Raw genomic sequence first — 17,061 nt, 5'->3', positions numbered from 1 at the left:
GTGGTTCTGAACGGACAACGGGCGGGGGCCATTATGCCCCCGCCCGTTGTCATTCTTATGCCCGCCATCCCCTGCAGTGCGCAGGGCACATTGTCACCAGCCCAGCCGGTCGCGCAGCGAGAACCAGGTCATGGCGCTGACCAGCAGGGGCCAGCGCAAGGCCTGGCCACCCGGAAAACGGCGATGCGGCAGGTCTGCCAGCAGATCAAAGCCGCCCCTTGTTGTTCCCCCCGTCCGCCCGGAGGCCTCGGCGGAAACCGCTTCGGCAATCATCTTGCCCGCAAGCGTCGCCAGCGCGACACCATGTCCCGAATAGCCCGAGGCCGAGAGCACATTTTTCGCCGGTCGCGCGAAGCACGGCATCCGGTTGACGGTGATCGCCAGCGTGCCACCCCAGGCGTAATCGATCCGGGTTTCAGCCAGCTGCGGATAGATCTCCAGCAAGGGCTTTCTGACCACCTTCGCAACATCGGGAAAACGGTAGCCATAGCTTTCCGCGCCACCAAAGATCAGCCGGTCATCTTCCGACAGACGCCAGTAATTCACCACGAATTTGGTGTCATGCACGGCGATGGGCGTGGCAAGGATCTCTTTCGCGCGCGCGCCCAGCGGCTCGGTCGCCACCACGAAATTGTTGATCGGCATCACCCGCGCCGCGATGGTCTTTTCCAGGCTGCCGACATAGCCATTCACCGCCAGCACCATATGGTCGCACGTGACCCGGGCCCCGGCCGTTTCGGCCACCGGCTTGTCGCCATAGATCAGCCTGGTGACTTCGCTTTCCTCGAAAATCTGCACTCCGGCGGCCATTGCCAGCTTTGCCAGCCCGATCACGAAATTCAGCGCATGAATATGGCCGGCGCCGCGGTCGATATCACCGCCTTTGAACGCCTCAGACCCCACCAGCGCGCGCAGCCCCTCGCGGTCGAGCGGCTCGACCTCGTGGTAATCATAATCCCGGGCAAGCTTTTCGGAGTAGTGCTTCGCGTGATCGACCTCGGACTGGTGCCAGCAGGCATGGGCGATGCCCGGGCGGTAATGGACCGCTTCCATCCCGGCGGCGAGATCGCGCACCAGCGCTTTGGCATCCTGCGCCATATCCCAGAGCCGCCGTGCATTTTCGCGCCCGGCGACCTTCTCCAGCCAGTCCTGGTCCTGGCGCTGGCCGGAGCCGACCTGGCCGCCATTCCTGCCCGAGGCGCCAAAACCGACGCGATGCGCCTCGAGCACCACGACCTTCAGCCCTTTTTGCGCCAGATGCAGCGCGCTTGAGAGGCCGGTATAGCCGGCCCCCACAACGCAGACATCTGCACGGATTTCGCCCGTGGCGCGCGGGAAGGGCGCAAGGGCTACACGGGTCGCCGCATACCAGCTGTCGGGATATTGCCCTTGCTGGTCATTGGCGTGCAGAAGATTGACCGCCATCACACGTTCAGGAGCAGATGCTCACGCTCCCATGGGCTGATGACCTGGAGGAACTCTTTGTATTCGTTGCGTTTCACCGAATCGTAGCATTTGATGAAATCGACGCCCATCACGTTTTTCAGGGCCAGGTCCTCATCCAGAAGATCCAGCGCATCGCCAAGGTTCACCGGGATCTCATCCGAATCGATATAGGCGGAGCCGGTGAATTCCGGGCGCGCGGCTTTCTTTTCCATCAGCCCGAGATAGCCGCAGGCCAGGGTCGCCGCGATGCCGAGATAGGGGTTGCAATCCATCCCCGGCAGGCGGTTTTCGATGCGCCGCGCCGCCGGACCAGAGATCGGTACCCGCAGGCCGGTCGTGCGGTTGTCGCGGCCCCATTCCAGATTGATCGGCGCCGCGAAATCCGGAACGTAACGGCGGTAAGAATTCACATAGGGCGCCATCAGCGCGATTGCGGCGCCCATATGGTTCTGCATCCCGGCGATGAAATGCTGGAACTCTTCGGTCTCGACGCCCTTGGCACCGGAGAAGATGTTCTTGCCGGTTTTCAGATCCACGACCGAGGTGTGGATATGCATGGCAGATCCAGGCTCGCCCGCGATGGGCTTGGCCATGAAGGTCGCGAAACAATCATGGCGCAGTGCCGCCTCGCGGATCAGGCGTTTGAAGAAGAACACATGGTCCGCCAGTTCAATCGGGTCGCCATGCGCGAGGTTCAGCTCGATCTGTCCGGCGCCGCCTTCCTGCAGGATACCGTCGATTTCCAGCCCCTGGGCTTCGGCGAAATCATAGATGTCGTCGATCACCTTGCCATATTCGTCGATCGCGGAAAGGCTGTAGGCCTGTTTCCCGGCGGCGCGGCGCCCGGTGCGCCCCATCGGCGGGATTACCGGCATATTGGGGTCGATATTGCGCGCGGTCAGGAAGAATTCCATCTCGGGCGCAACGACCGGTTTCCAGCCCTGTTCCTCGTAAAGTCCAACGATCCGGCGCAGCACATTGCGGGGCGAAAACGGCACCAGATTGCCCTGCTGATCTTTCGCATCATGGATCACCTGGAGCGTGATATCGGCGGTCCAGGGCGCGGCGGTCGCGGTGGACCAGTCGGGCTCCAGGATCATATCCGGCTCGGTAAAGGCGTCGAAGGGGCTGTCAGCCCATTCACCGGTGATGGTCTGCAGAAAGATGGAGTTCGGCAGGAAGTAATTGGTTTGTTTTGCGAATTTCGCGGCAGGCATCGCCTTACCGCGTGCCACACCGGCAATATCGCCGATCACGCATTCCACCTCATCGACGCGACGTTTACCGATATAGTCCCGTGCCGCTTTGGGCAGTTTTTCCGTCCAGTTGGACATGTTTCACACTCTGGTTTGGGGCCCTGGCCTGCGCTTCACGCGCGGCGCTGTGCGGCCCTTGTCTGGTGAGAGAGAAAGAAATCCGCGATTCTTTCCGCCATGGTCGTGGTCCCAAGCGGCGTGTCGATCTTCTCTGTCGCGGCATCCAGTGTCGCTTGTGGCACGAGGCCCGGGCCACGATACTTGATCAGACCTTCGATGAAATCTTTCTTGAATTCCGGATGCGGCTGCACGGTGAACATGCGGTCATCGTAAAGCAGCCCGGCATTGGAGCAGAAATCGGTCGAGGCGATGACCTCGGCCATTTCGGGCTTTTCGACCACCTGATCCTGGTGCCAGGCGTTCAGCGTGATCGTCTCGGCATCAGGGCCGGAGCCGAAATGGTAATCGGTCGGGCCGACCGACCAGCCGCCTTTATATTTCTCGACGCGGCCGCCCATCGCCTGGGCGATGATCTGATGGCCAAAGCAGATGCCCACGACCGGCACATGTCCGGCATAGGCCTCGCGGATAAAGGCTTCGAGTGGCTTGATGAACGGGTGATCCTCATAGGCGCCGAATCGCGAACCGGTGATCAGCCAGCCGTCACAGTCATGGACGGAAGACGGGAAATCCATCTCCATCACGGTGAAGCGGCGGAATTCCAGCCCGCGATCCGCGAGCAGGCGCTCGAAGAAATCGGGATAATCGCCCATGGTGGGTTTGAGGGCGTCGGGGGAGGCCCCGGTTTGCAGGATGCCGATGATCATTGGGGCGCTCTGGGTCACGAAGTTGCGGTCATATGGATGGTGGGTGCGGCCCCGCCTCTGGTCAAGGGGGGCCGGACTGTATCGCGGGTCAGATCATACGGTATCGAGATAAAGTTCGACGAGTTCCTCGGGCGAAAGTTCGGCGGTGTAATGCAGTTCCTGACGCTTGGTCATCACCATATTGGCGATCAGTTCGGGCGGCAGGAACCGCGCGACATGCGGCGAGAATTCAAAGGCGTCGATGGCATCCTGCCAGGTGGTCGGGATCTGCGGCAGATCAAGCGCATAGGAATTGCCGCTGATCGGCGCGACCGGTTCCTTGCCGTCTTCGATCCCCGAAAGTGCCGCGCCAAGGATGGCTGCGAGCATCAGATAGGGGTTTACATCCCCCCCCGCCACGCGATGCTCGATCCGCCGCGCCGCCGGGTTGCCCGAGGGAATGCGGATCGCGGCGGTGCGGTTCTCATAGCCCCAGCAGATCGCGGTGGGGGCATGGGCATCGGGCACGAGCCGGTCAAAGCTGTTGGCATGCGGCGCGAACAAAAGGGTCGAATCATGCATCGCCTCGAGACAGCCGGCCACGGCATGGCGCAGCAGGGCGGTGCCTTTGGGGCCGCCGGAATCGAAGATATTGTCGCCCTTCTGGTCCAGCACCGAGAAATGCGTATGCAGGCCCGAGCCCGAATAATCGGCATAGGGCTTCGCCATGAAAGACGCCGCAAAGCCGTGACGGCGCGCCAGCCCCTTCACCAGCATCTTGAAGAACCAGGCATCATCTGCGGCGCGCAGCGCGTCGTCGCAATGCATCAGATTGACTTCGAACTGGCCAAGCCCGGTTTCCGAGGTTGTGGTATCGGCCGGGATATCCATCGCCTCACAGGCGTCATAGAGATCGGTGAAGAAGACGTCGAAAGCGTCCAGCGCGCGGATCGACAGTGCCTCGGCCGCCTTGCGGCGCTTGCCGGAACGGGGCGAAAGCGGCACCTGCATCGTCTTGCCGGAATCGTCGATCAGGAAGAATTCGAGCTCCATCGCGCAGACGGGCGTCAGGCCCCGTGCCTTGTAGCGATCGACGACCGCGCGCAAAGCATGGCGGGGATCGCCCTCATAGGGTTTGCCGTTTTCGCGGTACATCCAGATCGGCAGCAAAGCCGAGGGGCTTTCCAGCCAGGGCATCGGCATGAAGCCGCGCTCGGTCGGGCGCAGGGTGCCGTCCTGGTCACCCTCTTCGAATACCAGCGGGCTGTCGTCGATATCTTCACCCCAGATGTCGAGGTTCAAGACAGAATAGGGGAAACGTACGCCGCTTTTCACCACATTATCGGCAAAGCGCGCCGGAACGCGCTTGCCGCGCGCCTGCCCGTTGAGATCAGCCGCGGCCACACGAATTGTGCGGACCTGCGGATGTTTTCTGAGCCAGTCCTTCATCATTGATTTAAACCAGCAAGCATGGACGCGCCCTCGCGCCATCGCTCGTGGTGGCCTGACGACCATCGTGGAAGACGGCCGGCCCACAAGATGCGCAAGGTGCCGGACCATGCCCTGGTCCTTCCCTTGGTTTGATCGCCTCTCCCGCCGGGCATTGGCCCCGATTGAAACGCTGTGGTCGAGCGGGTCCGGGCGGGTGCCCGGATAATTTGATCAAATATAGGATACTAGCGGATCAGCTGAGGACGCAAGCGAATTCTTTTCTTCTGATGCGAGGGCAGGTGACGGTTCAGCCGCTGGTTCACCAGACCGAAGATCCCGATCAGAACCAGTGTCAGGATGATGAAATAGAAGGCGACGATCGGATAGGGGACAAAGGGGTTGAAGGTCTTGTCGGCGAGGTAATTCGCGTAATAGAGCGCGTCGCCGCGTTGCTGAAATGCCGGGAAGCCGGAAAAGAACACCAGCGTCGTGGCGTGGAAGAGAAAGATCGCCTCATTGGTATAGGCGGGCCAGCCGAGCCGCAACATGGTCGGCCATTCAATGCGGAAAAACCGGTCACGCCCGGTGATGCCATAGGCATCGGCCGCCTCGAGATCGCCTTTCGGCACGGTCATCAGCGCCCCGTAGAAGATCTCGGCACTATAGGCGGATGTGTTGAGGAAGAGGGTGAGGGCCGCACCCGCCCAGGCATTGGCCAGCCAGGCGGTTGGAATGGTGAAAAGGCCGAACACATCGACCGAACCACGCAGCACGGTAGTGATGAAGAAATATACGAGGAAAAACTGGATAAACAGCGGCGAGCCGCGGAAGATGAAGATATACCACTCGGCGGGCTTGCGGATCCATTTGTTGCGCGAGGCTTTGGCCATGGCAAGGCCGACGGCAAAGACAAAGCCCAGGGAGAGCGCCAGCAGGCCGAAATAGAGGTTCCAGAGCATCCCCGATCCGATCAGCACGAACTGATCGCAGAGCGAGATATTGGTGAGGGGCAGTGCGTTTTCGCCAAAGCCCAGCGAGCGCAGCCAATAGGCCTGAACGGTATCCCAGCAGGTCATGCCGCATCCTTCCTGAGGGTTTCGCCGGCGCGGGTGGCCTGGCCATGCGAAAGGCGGCGGGTGAGGCGGCCGAGGCCGATCTCGGACACCCGGGTCAGCGCGAGATAGAAGACCAGCAGGGCAAGGAAGTAATAAAGCCGCCAGTCGCCATGCGGATAATCGAACCGCGCGGATTTGGAGCCGCCCAGTTCGCGCGCCCAATAGACGATGTCCTGGATCCCCAGAAGAAACAGCAAAGGCGTCGCCTTGATCAGGATCAGCCAGAGGTTTGAAAGGCCGGGCAGGGCATAGGTCCACATCTGCGGCACCAGAATACGACGGAAGGTCTGGCGCGGCGAAAGGCCATAGGCCTCGGCGGTCTCGATCTGGGCGCGTGGCACGGCATCCATCGCACCTTTCAGAACATTGGCAGCGAAGGCTCCGAAAACAATGGCAAATGTCAGCACGGCAAGCAGGAAGGCATAGGCCTGATGTACAAAGAGCGACGCGTTATTGGGCGGCACTTTCGCCGCCGGGCAGACGCGGAATTCAAGCCCCTGGCGGATCGGTTCAGACCAGTCCGGGCACCGGACCTGATGCATCACCCATTCGATCCCCTGATCCAGCGCGATCACGAAGAACAGGAAAAAGACGATATCGGGCACGCCGCGCACCATGGCGGTGTAGATCTTGCCGATCCACCGGATGGGCGCGATATGCGACCGCGCCGCCATGGCACCGCCAAAGCCGAAGGCCAGTGCTGCCGGAGCGGTCACCAGCAAGAGCGCCATCACCGTGAGGAAGGAGAAATAGAACTCCATATGTTTGGGCGTGGTGAGATAGCAGGAAAGCCAGCTCAGCCCTTCAATGGTCTTCGGATCGGCGCAGAATTCGAACATGGGCTTGCCCTGGCGCGGCGGCTCCGGTCAGGGCATTCACAATGCGGCTGACCAGTGGCAGACGGGTGAGGAGGGGCACCTTGCCCCGGTCTGGGTGACCGGGTGCAAGGCGCGAAAGGGATGCCCGCGCGGGCCCCGGGAAGGCCGCAGCCTCCCGGAGATCACGCGGGCGAGACCCGGATCAGAACGGCGTGTAATTGCCGTCGAACCACTCATCCGTCAGTTTGTTGAGCGTGCCGTCTGCTTTCATCGACTGGATGGCCGCGTCGAATTTTGCCTTCAGCTCGGTGTCGGATTTGCGCAGCCCGATGCCGATCCCGTCGCCAAGCAGCACATCATCGCCGATGATTTCCAGCCCATCGCCGATCTGCGACAGGAGGTAATCTTCATCGGCCATGACCGCAGCCGCCTGACCATTCCGCACTGCGGCAATGGTCTCGTCAGGCGTTGCGAATTCAAGGAGCTTGGCGCCCGAAGCCGCCACATGCGCCGCCTGGATGGTGCCGGTCTGCGCCGCGATCACACCGCTGTCGAGCGGCGTATCAGCCGACATTGCGGCATAGGACGAGGGCGCGGGCTGGGTGTAGTTTTCCGAGAAGGCGATCTTCTCGCGGCGCTCATCGGTGATCGACATGCCGGCCATGATAGCATCGTAATTGCCCGATTGCAGGTTCGGGATGATCGAATCCCAGTCATTCTTGACAAAGATGCATTCCAGCTCAGCGCGCTTGCACAGCTCATTGCCAAGCGCGATCTCGAACCCGTCCAGCTCGCCCTTGTCATTGATGAGGTTATAGGGCTCATAGGCGCCCTCGGTGGCGATCCGCACCGGATCGGCAGCAGCTACACCGGCGCCAAGCGCGGTGAGGGCGGTCGCAAGCAGCAGTTTCTTCATTGTCATCTCCCGAAGGTTGCTTTTCTGGGGTTTGTGCCGGTTCCGGGGTCAGAACCAGGTGTCGTGAAGAGAGTCCAGCGTGCCATCGGCTTCCATAGCGGCGATGGCGCTGTCGATTTCAGCCTTGAGCGCATTCCCCTTGCACACGGCGATGCCGGTGCCCTCATCGGGGATCTCCTGGCTGTAGACATATTCCAGACCCTGGCCGGCGATCAGCGTTTCAAGATCTGTGCGGTCTGAAAAGGGCCCGAGCGCCAGGTCGGCCGCGCCCTGGGCCACGGCGTTCAGCACTGCTGGCTCAGAGGTATAGGACCGATAATCCAGCTTTTCCTTGCGCAACCAAGTTTCATGCATGGTGCCCGCCTCTACTGCGATCCGGGCCGCTTCGGGCGGCGGCGCAGTGGCAAAGCCGACAAACCATTCCAGCGAATTGCCAAAGGTATAGGGGATCGACATATCCACCACCGCGCGGCGCTCCGGCGTGATCGCCATGCCACCCAGCACCACATCGAACCGCCCCTCGGCGACGCCCGGGATCAGCTCGCCGAATTGCGCGACCTCCCATTGGCAGTCGTGATGCGTACGGCTGCAGATCTCGGTCATCACATCGTAATCAAAGCCCGAAAGCCCTCCCGCCTCATCGCGCAGGATATAGGGCGGAAAGGTGTCTTCGGTGCCAATCACCAGCGTCCCGTCCCCGCCGGTCGAGGCAAGCCAGACACTGGCGGTGATGGCAGAAATGGTGGCGATGCAGGACATGCCGGCCTCAGACCATCGTGGCCGAAAGGAAGCCGCGCAGGCGTTCCGATTTTGGCTGGCCGAAAAGCTGCGCCGGCGCACCTTCCTCTTCGATCCGTCCTTGGTGCAGGAAGATCACATGATCCGAGCAATCCGAGGCCAGTTTCATGTCATGGGTCACAAGGATCATGGTGCGGCCTTCATCGGCCAGCGCCCGGATCACCTTGATGACCTCCTGCTCCAGTTCGGGGTCAAGCGCCGAGGTCGGCTCGTCGAACAAAAGCGCGCGCGGCTCCATGCACAGGGCGCGGGCAATGGCGGCACGCTGCTGCTGGCCGCCCGAAAGCTGCGCCGGCCAGGCATCGGCCTTATCGGCAATGCCCACCTTTGCGAGATATTCACGCGCTTTCGCTTCGACCTCGGCCGGGTCGCGTTTCATCACGGTGACCGGCGCCTCCATGACATTCTGAAGAATCGTCATATGGGCCCAGAGGTTGAACTGCTGGAAGACCATCGAAAGATTGGTGCGGATGCGGGTGACCTGGGCGCGGTCGGATGGATGGCGGCGCAGGCCTTCGCCCTTCCAGCGCACAGCTTCGCCTTCAAATTTCACATCACCCTGCTGGCTGTCTTCCAGCAGATTGCAACATCGCAACAGCGTGGATTTCCCCGAACCCGAAGAGCCGATCAGCGAGATCACATGACCGCGTGGCGCGACAAGATCGACACCTTTGAGCACTTCGAGCGGGCCATAGGACTTATGCAGCCCCCGGATCTCGATTACGGGCACCTCTGCCATAAACCTGATATCTTCCCCTGTTGTACTTTTCGCCCGCGCCCGTCTTTTTGTCGGATCGCCCTATGACAGGTCGCAGGTATAATTCTGTCAGTAGGACGCAGATCTGCGCGGTTTGCAACGTGGTTTTGCAGCATCCTGCGCCTGCATTCCGGCAATCCGTCGTCTGAACTGCGGCAATCTGTCTGATCGGAGGATCGGATCAGGCTGCAGGGACGGGCGCGCCGGGATCGGGCACCGCGAGGTAATCCGCCTCAGGGACGGTGACAAGCCCGTAGAGATGCAAAACCGCACGGTCCTCATTCGTCAGGCCCCGGATCGCAGCGTCAAGCGCCGCAAAAACCGCCTCCGCATCGAGATCCTTCCCCGCGATGAAAGGTAAGGCAGGGGTGGCCCCGGTACGGCCGATCTCTTTCAACCCGGCGGCGTCGCCGCTGTCATCCTCGCACATGATCGCCCAGGTCACCGCATCAAGCGCTGCGAGATCGGCCTTTCCGGCGCGCACTGCCCTGGCCGAGGCGCGATGGCCGCCACTGCGCCAGGCCGGCGCAAGCCGGATGCCGGACCGGGCCGCATGATGCGCCGGCGCCGCCCAGCCTGATTGTGAGAGATCATCATTCCAGGCAAAAGCCGCACCGTCAAAATCGGTGAAATCCGCGCGCGGATCATCGTCGCGGGCGACCAGAACCGAATGATACCGCCCGGCAGGGGTCCCGGCCAGGCGATGATCTCCTGCCCCGATCAGCGTCACCCGGCCTCTGAGCCGCGCGCGAAACGGGTAGCCGCAGCATTGCGCCAGCACGAGATCGGGGGAAAGCCAGCCCGCCATATAAGCACCGTCGCCGCGTGTCAGCGCCTCTGGAGCGGCAATCCCGCGCGCGCGCAACCCCTCGCGGATCAGCGCCCAGAGCCGGTCATTCGCGCCTTCGGTCCGATCGGTATCATACATGCCAAGCGCGGCAATCACAGGCTGCGCGCCGCCCGCTGCCGCGCCTCGGCGCTTTCGACATCGGAAAGGCCGAACAGGCTTGAGACCATGCGCAAAAGCCGGTCCTCATCCGCATCACGGCTGCCATCGGCCAGGGCCACCGACCAGAGCGCCTGCATCAGCTCGCCCCGTTCTTCGGGCGAGGTGGCGGCCTTCAGCGCGCGTGTAAACCGGACAGTATCCGGCGCCTCGGCCTCCACCGCCTCGGCCTCGGTCCTGAGCGCGGCTGCAGCGAAAGCGTCCAGCTCGTAGCGTGTCATCAGGATCCGGTCGATGCGCTCCACCTCTTCAATGGCATAAAGCCCGTCACTGCGGGCCAGCCGCACCAGAAGCGCCGCCAGCGCCAGCCTCGCATCGGTATCTTTCAGGGGCTCGGGGGCGGGGGCCAGCAAATGGCGTAGAAGGTTCTGAATCATGCCCACAAGAGTAGCGCGAAGATAAGGCCCGCGCCAGCGCCGCAACCCCGCGATCCTGACAACTGCGGGAGCCTCCGGCGGGGATATTTAAGGGACAGATGAACAGCTCCTTCATCTGTCTCTAAATATCCCGGGGGTGAGCGGCTTTGCCGCGAGGGGGCTGGCCCCCTTTGCGCCTTCAGCCCGGATCGGCGAAGATACGGGTCAGGCGTGCGGTCTCGGTTTCGATGCCAAAAGGTGGGTTTACGATGAACATGCCCGTGCCGATCATCCGATGGCCTTCGCGGGCGGGGGGGAAACGCAGCTCGTGGCGCAATGCCTCGGGGAACTGCGCCGCCAGTGTCCTGAGCATTGGCACATGCGGCGCATCGCGCAGGATCGGATACCAGAGCATCAATACCCCCACATTCCATTTCCGCGAGACCTGCGCGAAAAACTTCGGGATATGGTCATAGTCGGATTTCACCTCATAGGGCGGATCAACCAGCATCAGCCCGCGCCGCGGTGTCGGCGGCGTCAGGGACAGCGCGAAATCAAAGCCGTCTTCCTTGCGGATATGTGCGCCCCAGGAGCCAAGTACCTCTTTCAGCGCCGCATTTTCCTGGGGATGCAGCTCTGCCAGATGCAGCTTGTCGGTCTCGCGCAGCCCAAGCGCCGCGATCAGGGGCGAGCCCGGATAGGCATCGGCGCCGAACATCGCGCGGGTTTCCTCCAGCCGCTCGGGATAGGGGTGGCCTTCCGGGAAGGCATCCGCAAGGCGCCCGATGCCCTGAGCCGCCTCACCGGTCTTCAGCGCCTCGGGGCTGGAAAGCCGGTAGAGGCCGCGCCCGGCATGGGTCTCGATATAGGAAACCGGTTTGTCCTTTTGCACCATGTAATCCAGCACCCAGGCCAGGAGCGCGTGTTTTTGCACATCGGCCAGGTTTCCGGCGTGAAAAGCGTGTTGATATGACAGCATGACAGGCCCCCAGGTTCAGCGCCCGCCTTACACTGCCCGGTCGATGCGGGTCGAGAGGTGGATCAGGCTTTCCGAGCTTTTCACCCCGGTCATCGCGCCGATCTGATCCAGCACCTGATCGAGGATCTGCGTATTGGGGCAGGAGATCTGCAGCAAAAGATCGAACCGCCCCGAGGTCGTGTAGACCTTCTCGACCTCATGGATCGATTTCAGCCGGGTCAGAATCGCGGCCTGACCACGCGGCTCGATCGTTACCAGCACCGAAGCCCGCAGCCGGCCTTCACGTGCGGCTTCCCCCAGTTTCAGCGTGTAACCCGCTATGATTCCGGTGTTTTCCAGCCGCTCAAGCCTTGCCTGGATCGTGGATCTTGCGACCTTGAGGCGCCGCGCCAGCGTCGCTACCGAGATCCGCGCATCGGCGCTGAGAAGGCCGATCAGGCTTCTGTCGAGATCATCCATGCAGTTTGTCTCCCCGTATCGTCATAATAACGATGATTTCAGTCATTTCTATAGTTTTGTTCGGTGAGATTGTCACACATATGCAGCATCCTTCTGGCAGGAAAAGGGCGGCTCATACGCACCTGGCCTGGTTTCTTTAAACCACGCAGGTGCCCGACCCGGAATGCAGGGGAAGGGCGAAGCGTCTTGTTGGCTGAAAGGGAAACGCCGATGGGACTTTCACGGACGATCTTCAACAATCCGACCGAATTCATCAGGCTGCATCAGCCTGAAAATCCGGTCCTTTTTTTCGCGCCCAGCGTGGCCCAGGCCGCGGCGCGGCGCTTTCTCCAGGGCTTCCCCGGGCTGGTCACCTATGCGGTGAAATCGAACCCGGGCGAAGAGATGGTCGAGAACCTGGCGGCCGCCGGGATCCGCGGATTTGACTGTGCTTCGCCCTTCGAGATCGACCTGATCCGCGATCTCGTGCCGGATGCGGCGATCCATTACCATAACCCGGTTCGTTCGCGCGCCGAGATCGCGCATGCGGTTGCGAAAAACGTCAAAAGCTACAGCGTCGATTCGCGCTCTGAACTGGTCAAGCTGATCGCGCTGGTGCCGGCGGAGGGCTGCGAGATCTCGGTCCGTTTCAAGTTGCCGGTGGGCGGCGCGGCCTATAATTTCGGCGCGAAATTCGGCGCGACCGCCGAGCTGGCGGTAGATCTGCTGAAAACCGTGGCCGGGGCCGGTTATATCCCCTCGCTGACCTTCCATCCGGGCACCCAATGCACCGATCCGGAAGCCTGGGCGACCTATATCCGCAAGGCGGCTGAGATCGCCTCCGAGGCCGGTGTGAAGATCGCGCGTCTCAATGTCGGCGGTGGCTTCCCGAATCATCGCCTTTCGGCGGTGATGCCGGACTATGACGCGATTTTTGCCGCCATCGGCCGCACCGCCGATGAAGCGTTCGGCGAGGGCCGTCCGGCGCTTGTCTGTGAGCCGGGTCGCGCGCTTTGCGGTGATGCTTTCACCCTGGTCGCCCGCATCAAGGCGATCCGCGACGATGCCCATGTCTTCCTCAATGACGGGGTTTATGGATCGCTGAATGAGATGCCGCAGATCGGTATGATCGACCGGCTTCAGGTGATTTCGCCGGAGGGTGTGCTGCGGACAGGCGATCCGAGCCCGCGCATCACCTTTGGCCCGACCTGTGATTCGGTTGACCGTCTGCCGGGTGAGATGGCTTTCCCGGTTGATGCCGAGGAAGGCGATTTCGTCGTGCTGCATGGCATGGGGTCCTATTCGGTCGTCACGAACAGCCGTTTCAACGGCTTTGGTGAATTGCAGATGGCGACCGTCCTGTCCCTTGCGATCTGAGCCTGCGCTGACAATCTGACGTGATTTCCATATCTTCTGCACGCCCCGCCGCTGGACAAAACCTGTGGCGGGGCTAGTCTTTCCATGGACAGAGGCCCGGCAGGGCCGCCCGCAAGGGATTGCCCGGAAAGGACAGTATCATAGGACTGCGCGCTCTCTTCTCGCGCTTTTTCCGGCCGCGCCCGCGCGCCGAGGTGGAGCCTGCGAGCCCCGCAGTCCCGGGCTTTGCGCGCCGCCGGGTGGATCATGTGGTGATCCTTGACGGCACCATGGCCTCCCTGCGCCAGGGCGAACGCACAAATGCGGGAAGGGTTTTTCTGCTCCTCTCGACCGGCAAGGCGCAGGCGGGGCGGTCGCTTTACTATGACAAGGGCATTCCCTGGCGTGGCTGGAAGCGCATCATGGATCTCGTTGAAGGGCGGGGGATCGAGGAACAGATTCTGCGCGCCTATGGTCATCTCGCCAGCCATTACCGCGAGGGAGACCGCATTTTCCTCTTCGGCTATTCGCGCGGCGCATTCGCAGTGCGCAGCCTGGCCGGGGTGATCGCGAAAGTGGGGCTTTTGCGTCATGAGGCCGCGACCGAGCGCAATCTGCACCTCGCCTGGCGCTGGTATCAGCGGCGTGGCAATGATGCTGGTCTGAAGGCCTTCCGCCAGGCCTCCTGCCATGCACGGGCGCCGATCCGGATGATCGGGGTCTGGGAGACGGTTAAGGCGCTCGGCCTGCGCTTTCCGCTTCTGTGGATGCTGACCGAGGGGCGCTATGCCTTCCACGATCCGCATCCGGTGGCGGACCTGGATTTCGCGCTCCAGGCGCTGGCGCTGGACGAGACCCGCGTGGTTTTTGATCCGGTGCTCTGGCAGGGCCATCCGGGCGGTGGCACCCATATCGAACAGGTCTGGTTTCGCGGAGCGCATGGCGATATCGGTGGCCATCTGGGGAATTTTGCCGCAGCGCGGCCTTTGTCAAATATCCCGCTGGTCTGGATGCTGGACCGCGCGGCCCAGGCGGGGCTGGAGCTGCCAGAGGGCTGGCGCAGGCGGTTTCCCTGTGACCCCGCCGCGCCGATGGTCGGCACCTGGCGCGGCCTTGGCGCAGCCTTTCTCTATCGCAGGCGACGTGTGATCGGGCGCGATCCCAGCGAGCGGCTGCATGAAAGCGTGCCGGAGACGGAGCGGCTGCGCTGGCATCTGGCGCGGCAAGGGGCGGGGGATCAGCTGACGACTGAGATCAGCCAGACCAGTGAAGCCAGCGCTCCGATCAGCAAAGGCTGATGGATCAGATAGATCGCGAGCGAATGGCGGCCAGGCCAGGCCAGCCGGTTCAGGATGCGCGAGGGCGGCAGGGACAGTCGCTGCCACAGATTCAGATCCCCGAACATCCGCGCCATAGCCATACCGGCGAGGAAGGGCGCGAACCAGGGAAAGAACGGCTCGAAATCGGCCGTGAGGGGCACCTGTCCTGAGAGCCCGGTCCAGACCAGCACCCCGCCGAATGCCGGATGCGACCAATACCAGGGCAGGGCAAATACCAGGGCCGCGATGGCAAGCAGGACAACCGCATGCAGGCGCAGGAAAAAGAGCCCGAGGATTGAGGAGACCGCAATGGAATGCAGGATGCCGTAAAAGATCCAGGCCTCCGGCATCGCGAGATAACTCGCCACAGAGACCAGAGCCGCCGCTGCGGCGATCTTTACCAGACGGCGGAAAAAGGCGGGCCAGCGGATCGCGGATGCATGCGAAATGTAAAATCCGATACCGGCAAGGAAGATAAAACTGCCGGCGGTGAGACGCGCGAAATACCAGAAAAAGCCGGTAAAGGCGGTGCCGGGCGGGATCAGGCCGAACATGCCCAAATCCCAGGTGAAATGAAATATAACCATGCACAAAAGCGCAAGGCTGCGGGCGAGATCGATCAGGATCAGTCTTTGCGACACGGATTTGGCCTTCTTGCAGCACCCCTCTTACCTGACGCCAAATCCCCTGACCGGCAAGGGCCTGTCCCGCCTTTGGCGGGATGCCTCCGGCGGGGATACTTAAGGACAGATGAAAAGCCAAAGACCAGGGCCATTTCATCTGTCCTTAAATATCCCGGGGGGAGAGGCTCGGCAGAGCCGAGGGGGGCTGGCCCCCCTTCTGTCTAGTTCGGCCAATGCAAAAGGCGGCCCGCGCAGGAGCCGCCTTTCCCAACATATTGATCCGTTCAGCGCGAGCGCAGGTCGGTATAGTCGCGTTTCTGCGGGCCGACATAGAGCTGGCGCGGGCGACCGATCTTGCCGGTCGGGTCAGAAATCATCTCTTTCCATTGCGAGATCCAGCCGACCGTGCGCGAGATCGCGAAGATCGGGGTGAACATCGAGGTCGGGAAACCCATCGCTTCGAGGATGATGCCGGAATAGAAATCGACATTCGGATAGAGCTTCTTCGAGACGAAATATTCGTCTTCCAGCGCGATGCGCTCCAGCTCTTTCGCGACCTGCAGGAGCGGGTTGTTATGGACACCCAGAAGCTCGAGCACCTCGTCCGCCGATTCCTTCATCACTTTGGCGCGCGGGTCAAAATTCTTATAGACCCGGTGGCCAAAGCCCATCAGGCGGAAGCCGGAATTCTTGTCTTTCGCCTTGGCGATGAATTCCGGGATCCGCTCGACAGTGCCAATTTCTTTCAGCATCTCGAGACAGGCCTGGTTGGCGCCGCCATGGGCCGGCCCCCAGAGACAGGCGATGCCGGCCGCGATACAGGCAAAGGGGTTGGCGCCCGAAGAGCCCGCCAGACGCACGGTCGAGGTCGAGGCGTTCTGCTCGTGATCGGCATGGAGCATCATGATGCGGTCCATGGCCTTTTCGAGGACCGGATTGACGACATAATCCTCGGCCGGAACCGAGAAGCACATATGCAGGAAATTGCCGGCATAGCTGAGCGAATTCTTCGGATAGACGAAGGGCTGGCCGACCGAATATTTATAGGCCATGGCCGCAATGGTCGGCAGTTTCGCGATCATCCGGATCGAGGCGACCTCGCGGTGCCATTCATCGGTGATGTCGAGGCTGTCATGATAGAAGGCCGACATCGCGCCGACCACGCCCACCATGGTCGCCATCGGATGAGCATCGCGGCGGAAGCCGCGGAAAAAATTCATCATCTGCTCGTGCACCATCGTATGACGGGTCACGCGGGTGTTGAAGTCGGCCAGCTGCGCCGCGGTCGGCAGCTCACCATACATCAGCAGGAAACAGGTCTCGAGATGGCTGGATTTCTCGGCCAGCTGTTCGATCGGATAGCCGCGATACAGAAGCTCGCCCAGATCGCCGTCGATATAGGTGATCGCGCTTTCGCAGGATGCGGTCGAGGTGAAGCCGGGGTCATAGGTAAAGACATCAGCCTGCCCATAGAGCTTGCGGATATCCAGCACGTCGGGGCCAAGTACCGGTTTCATAACCGGCAGGTCGAACTCCTTGCCGTCGAGCGTCAGTGTCGCTTTTCTGTCAGACATTTTCCCAGGTTCCCCGTGTGGCAAACCGCCCGCGTAAGCGCGGCGGTTTCGTGGCTTCTTCGCTGCT

At 61.8% G+C, this 17,061-nt stretch carries 17 protein-coding genes; 2 read left to right on the top strand and 15 right to left on the bottom strand.

The features are described 5' to 3' along the window. Nucleotides 1-93: 93 nt before the first annotated feature. From M3484_RS02860 to M3484_RS02800, 13 genes are all read right to left on the bottom strand, one after another. Complete coding sequence (locus M3484_RS02860; protein ID WP_249495670.1) at nucleotides 94-1,425, bottom strand: NAD(P)/FAD-dependent oxidoreductase; 1,332 nt, start codon at nucleotides 1,423-1,425, stop codon at nucleotides 94-96. Continuing rightward, complete coding sequence (locus tag M3484_RS02855; protein ID WP_249495669.1) at nucleotides 1,425-2,780, bottom strand: glutamine synthetase family protein; 1,356 nt, start codon at nucleotides 2,778-2,780, stop codon at nucleotides 1,425-1,427. The genes M3484_RS02860 and M3484_RS02855 overlap by 1 nt, the downstream gene beginning before the upstream one ends. Nucleotides 2,781-2,815: 35 nt before the next feature. After that, nucleotides 2,816-3,529, bottom strand: a complete 714-nt coding sequence (locus M3484_RS02850) for a type 1 glutamine amidotransferase (protein WP_249495668.1) — start codon at nucleotides 3,527-3,529, stop codon at nucleotides 2,816-2,818. 93 nt (nucleotides 3,530-3,622) lie between these two features. Then, nucleotides 3,623-4,912: a glutamine synthetase family protein gene (locus tag M3484_RS02845; RefSeq protein ID WP_249495667.1), complete on the bottom strand. Its 1,290-nt coding sequence runs from the start codon at nucleotides 4,910-4,912 to the stop codon at nucleotides 3,623-3,625. 272 nt (nucleotides 4,913-5,184) lie between these two features. Beyond that, nucleotides 5,185-6,015: an ABC transporter permease gene (locus M3484_RS02840; RefSeq protein WP_249495666.1), complete on the bottom strand. Its 831-nt coding sequence runs from the start codon at nucleotides 6,013-6,015 to the stop codon at nucleotides 5,185-5,187. Then, nucleotides 6,012-6,893 (bottom strand): ABC transporter permease, encoded by an 882-nt coding sequence (locus tag M3484_RS02835; RefSeq protein WP_249495665.1) that lies wholly within the window; start codon nucleotides 6,891-6,893, stop codon nucleotides 6,012-6,014. Before M3484_RS02835 ends, M3484_RS02840 begins: the two co-directional genes overlap by 4 nt. Nucleotides 6,894-7,074: 181 nt before the next feature. Further along, nucleotides 7,075-7,788 carry a transporter substrate-binding domain-containing protein gene (locus tag M3484_RS02830; RefSeq protein WP_249495664.1) on the bottom strand — a complete coding sequence of 238 codons (714 nt, stop codon included), beginning with the start codon at nucleotides 7,786-7,788 and terminating at the stop codon, nucleotides 7,075-7,077. Nucleotides 7,789-7,836: 48 nt separating this feature from the next. Further along, nucleotides 7,837-8,547 (bottom strand): ABC transporter substrate-binding protein, encoded by a 711-nt coding sequence (locus M3484_RS02825; RefSeq protein ID WP_249495663.1) that lies wholly within the window; start codon nucleotides 8,545-8,547, stop codon nucleotides 7,837-7,839. A 7-nt stretch (nucleotides 8,548-8,554) separates the two neighbouring features. Next, entirely contained in the window at nucleotides 8,555-9,325 is a 771-nt protein-coding gene (locus M3484_RS02820) for an ABC transporter ATP-binding protein (RefSeq protein WP_092897322.1), read from the bottom strand. A 199-nt stretch (nucleotides 9,326-9,524) separates the two neighbouring features. Then, nucleotides 9,525-10,271, bottom strand: a complete 747-nt coding sequence (locus M3484_RS02815) for a phosphate/phosphite/phosphonate ABC transporter substrate-binding protein (protein ID WP_249495662.1) — start codon at nucleotides 10,269-10,271, stop codon at nucleotides 9,525-9,527. Between the two features lie 14 nt (nucleotides 10,272-10,285). Continuing rightward, nucleotides 10,286-10,726, bottom strand: a complete 441-nt coding sequence (locus M3484_RS02810; protein ID WP_092901610.1) for a tellurite resistance TerB family protein — start codon at nucleotides 10,724-10,726, stop codon at nucleotides 10,286-10,288. Nucleotides 10,727-10,904: 178 nt separating this feature from the next. After that, on the bottom strand, nucleotides 10,905-11,684 hold the full coding sequence (locus M3484_RS02805; protein ID WP_249495661.1) for a 23S rRNA (adenine(2030)-N(6))-methyltransferase RlmJ: 780 nt from the start codon (nucleotides 11,682-11,684) through the stop codon (nucleotides 10,905-10,907). 27 nt (nucleotides 11,685-11,711) lie between these two features. Further along, nucleotides 11,712-12,143: an Lrp/AsnC family transcriptional regulator gene (locus tag M3484_RS02800; RefSeq protein ID WP_092897328.1), complete on the bottom strand. Its 432-nt coding sequence runs from the start codon at nucleotides 12,141-12,143 to the stop codon at nucleotides 11,712-11,714. A gap of 210 nt (nucleotides 12,144-12,353) precedes the next feature. On the opposite strand from M3484_RS02800, the gene M3484_RS02795 reads away from it, so the two are divergent. Next, nucleotides 12,354-13,499, top strand: a complete 1,146-nt coding sequence (locus tag M3484_RS02795; protein WP_249495660.1) for a type III PLP-dependent enzyme — start codon at nucleotides 12,354-12,356, stop codon at nucleotides 13,497-13,499. A 251-nt stretch (nucleotides 13,500-13,750) separates the two neighbouring features. Then, nucleotides 13,751-14,776, top strand: a complete 1,026-nt coding sequence (locus M3484_RS02790; RefSeq protein ID WP_249495659.1) for a T6SS phospholipase effector Tle1-like catalytic domain-containing protein — start codon at nucleotides 13,751-13,753, stop codon at nucleotides 14,774-14,776. Here the strand turns inward: M3484_RS02790 and M3484_RS02785 are convergent. Beyond that, on the bottom strand, nucleotides 14,716-15,438 hold the full coding sequence (locus tag M3484_RS02785) for an acetyltransferase domain-containing protein (protein ID WP_249495658.1): 723 nt from the start codon (nucleotides 15,436-15,438) through the stop codon (nucleotides 14,716-14,718). The two genes, M3484_RS02790 and M3484_RS02785, sit on opposite strands and share 61 nt — an antisense overlap. Nucleotides 15,439-15,704: 266 nt before the next feature. Then, nucleotides 15,705-16,994, bottom strand: a complete 1,290-nt coding sequence (locus M3484_RS02780; protein ID WP_249495657.1) for a citrate synthase — start codon at nucleotides 16,992-16,994, stop codon at nucleotides 15,705-15,707. Nucleotides 16,995-17,061 lie beyond the last annotated feature (67 nt).

The organism is Pseudomonas sp. GX19020 (assembly GCF_023371075.1).
Lineage (GTDB): Bacteria > Pseudomonadota > Alphaproteobacteria > Rhodobacterales > Rhodobacteraceae > Pseudogemmobacter.
The sequence above is the reverse complement of the archived record's forward strand: the minus strand, read 5'-3'. Positions and strand labels throughout refer to the sequence as shown.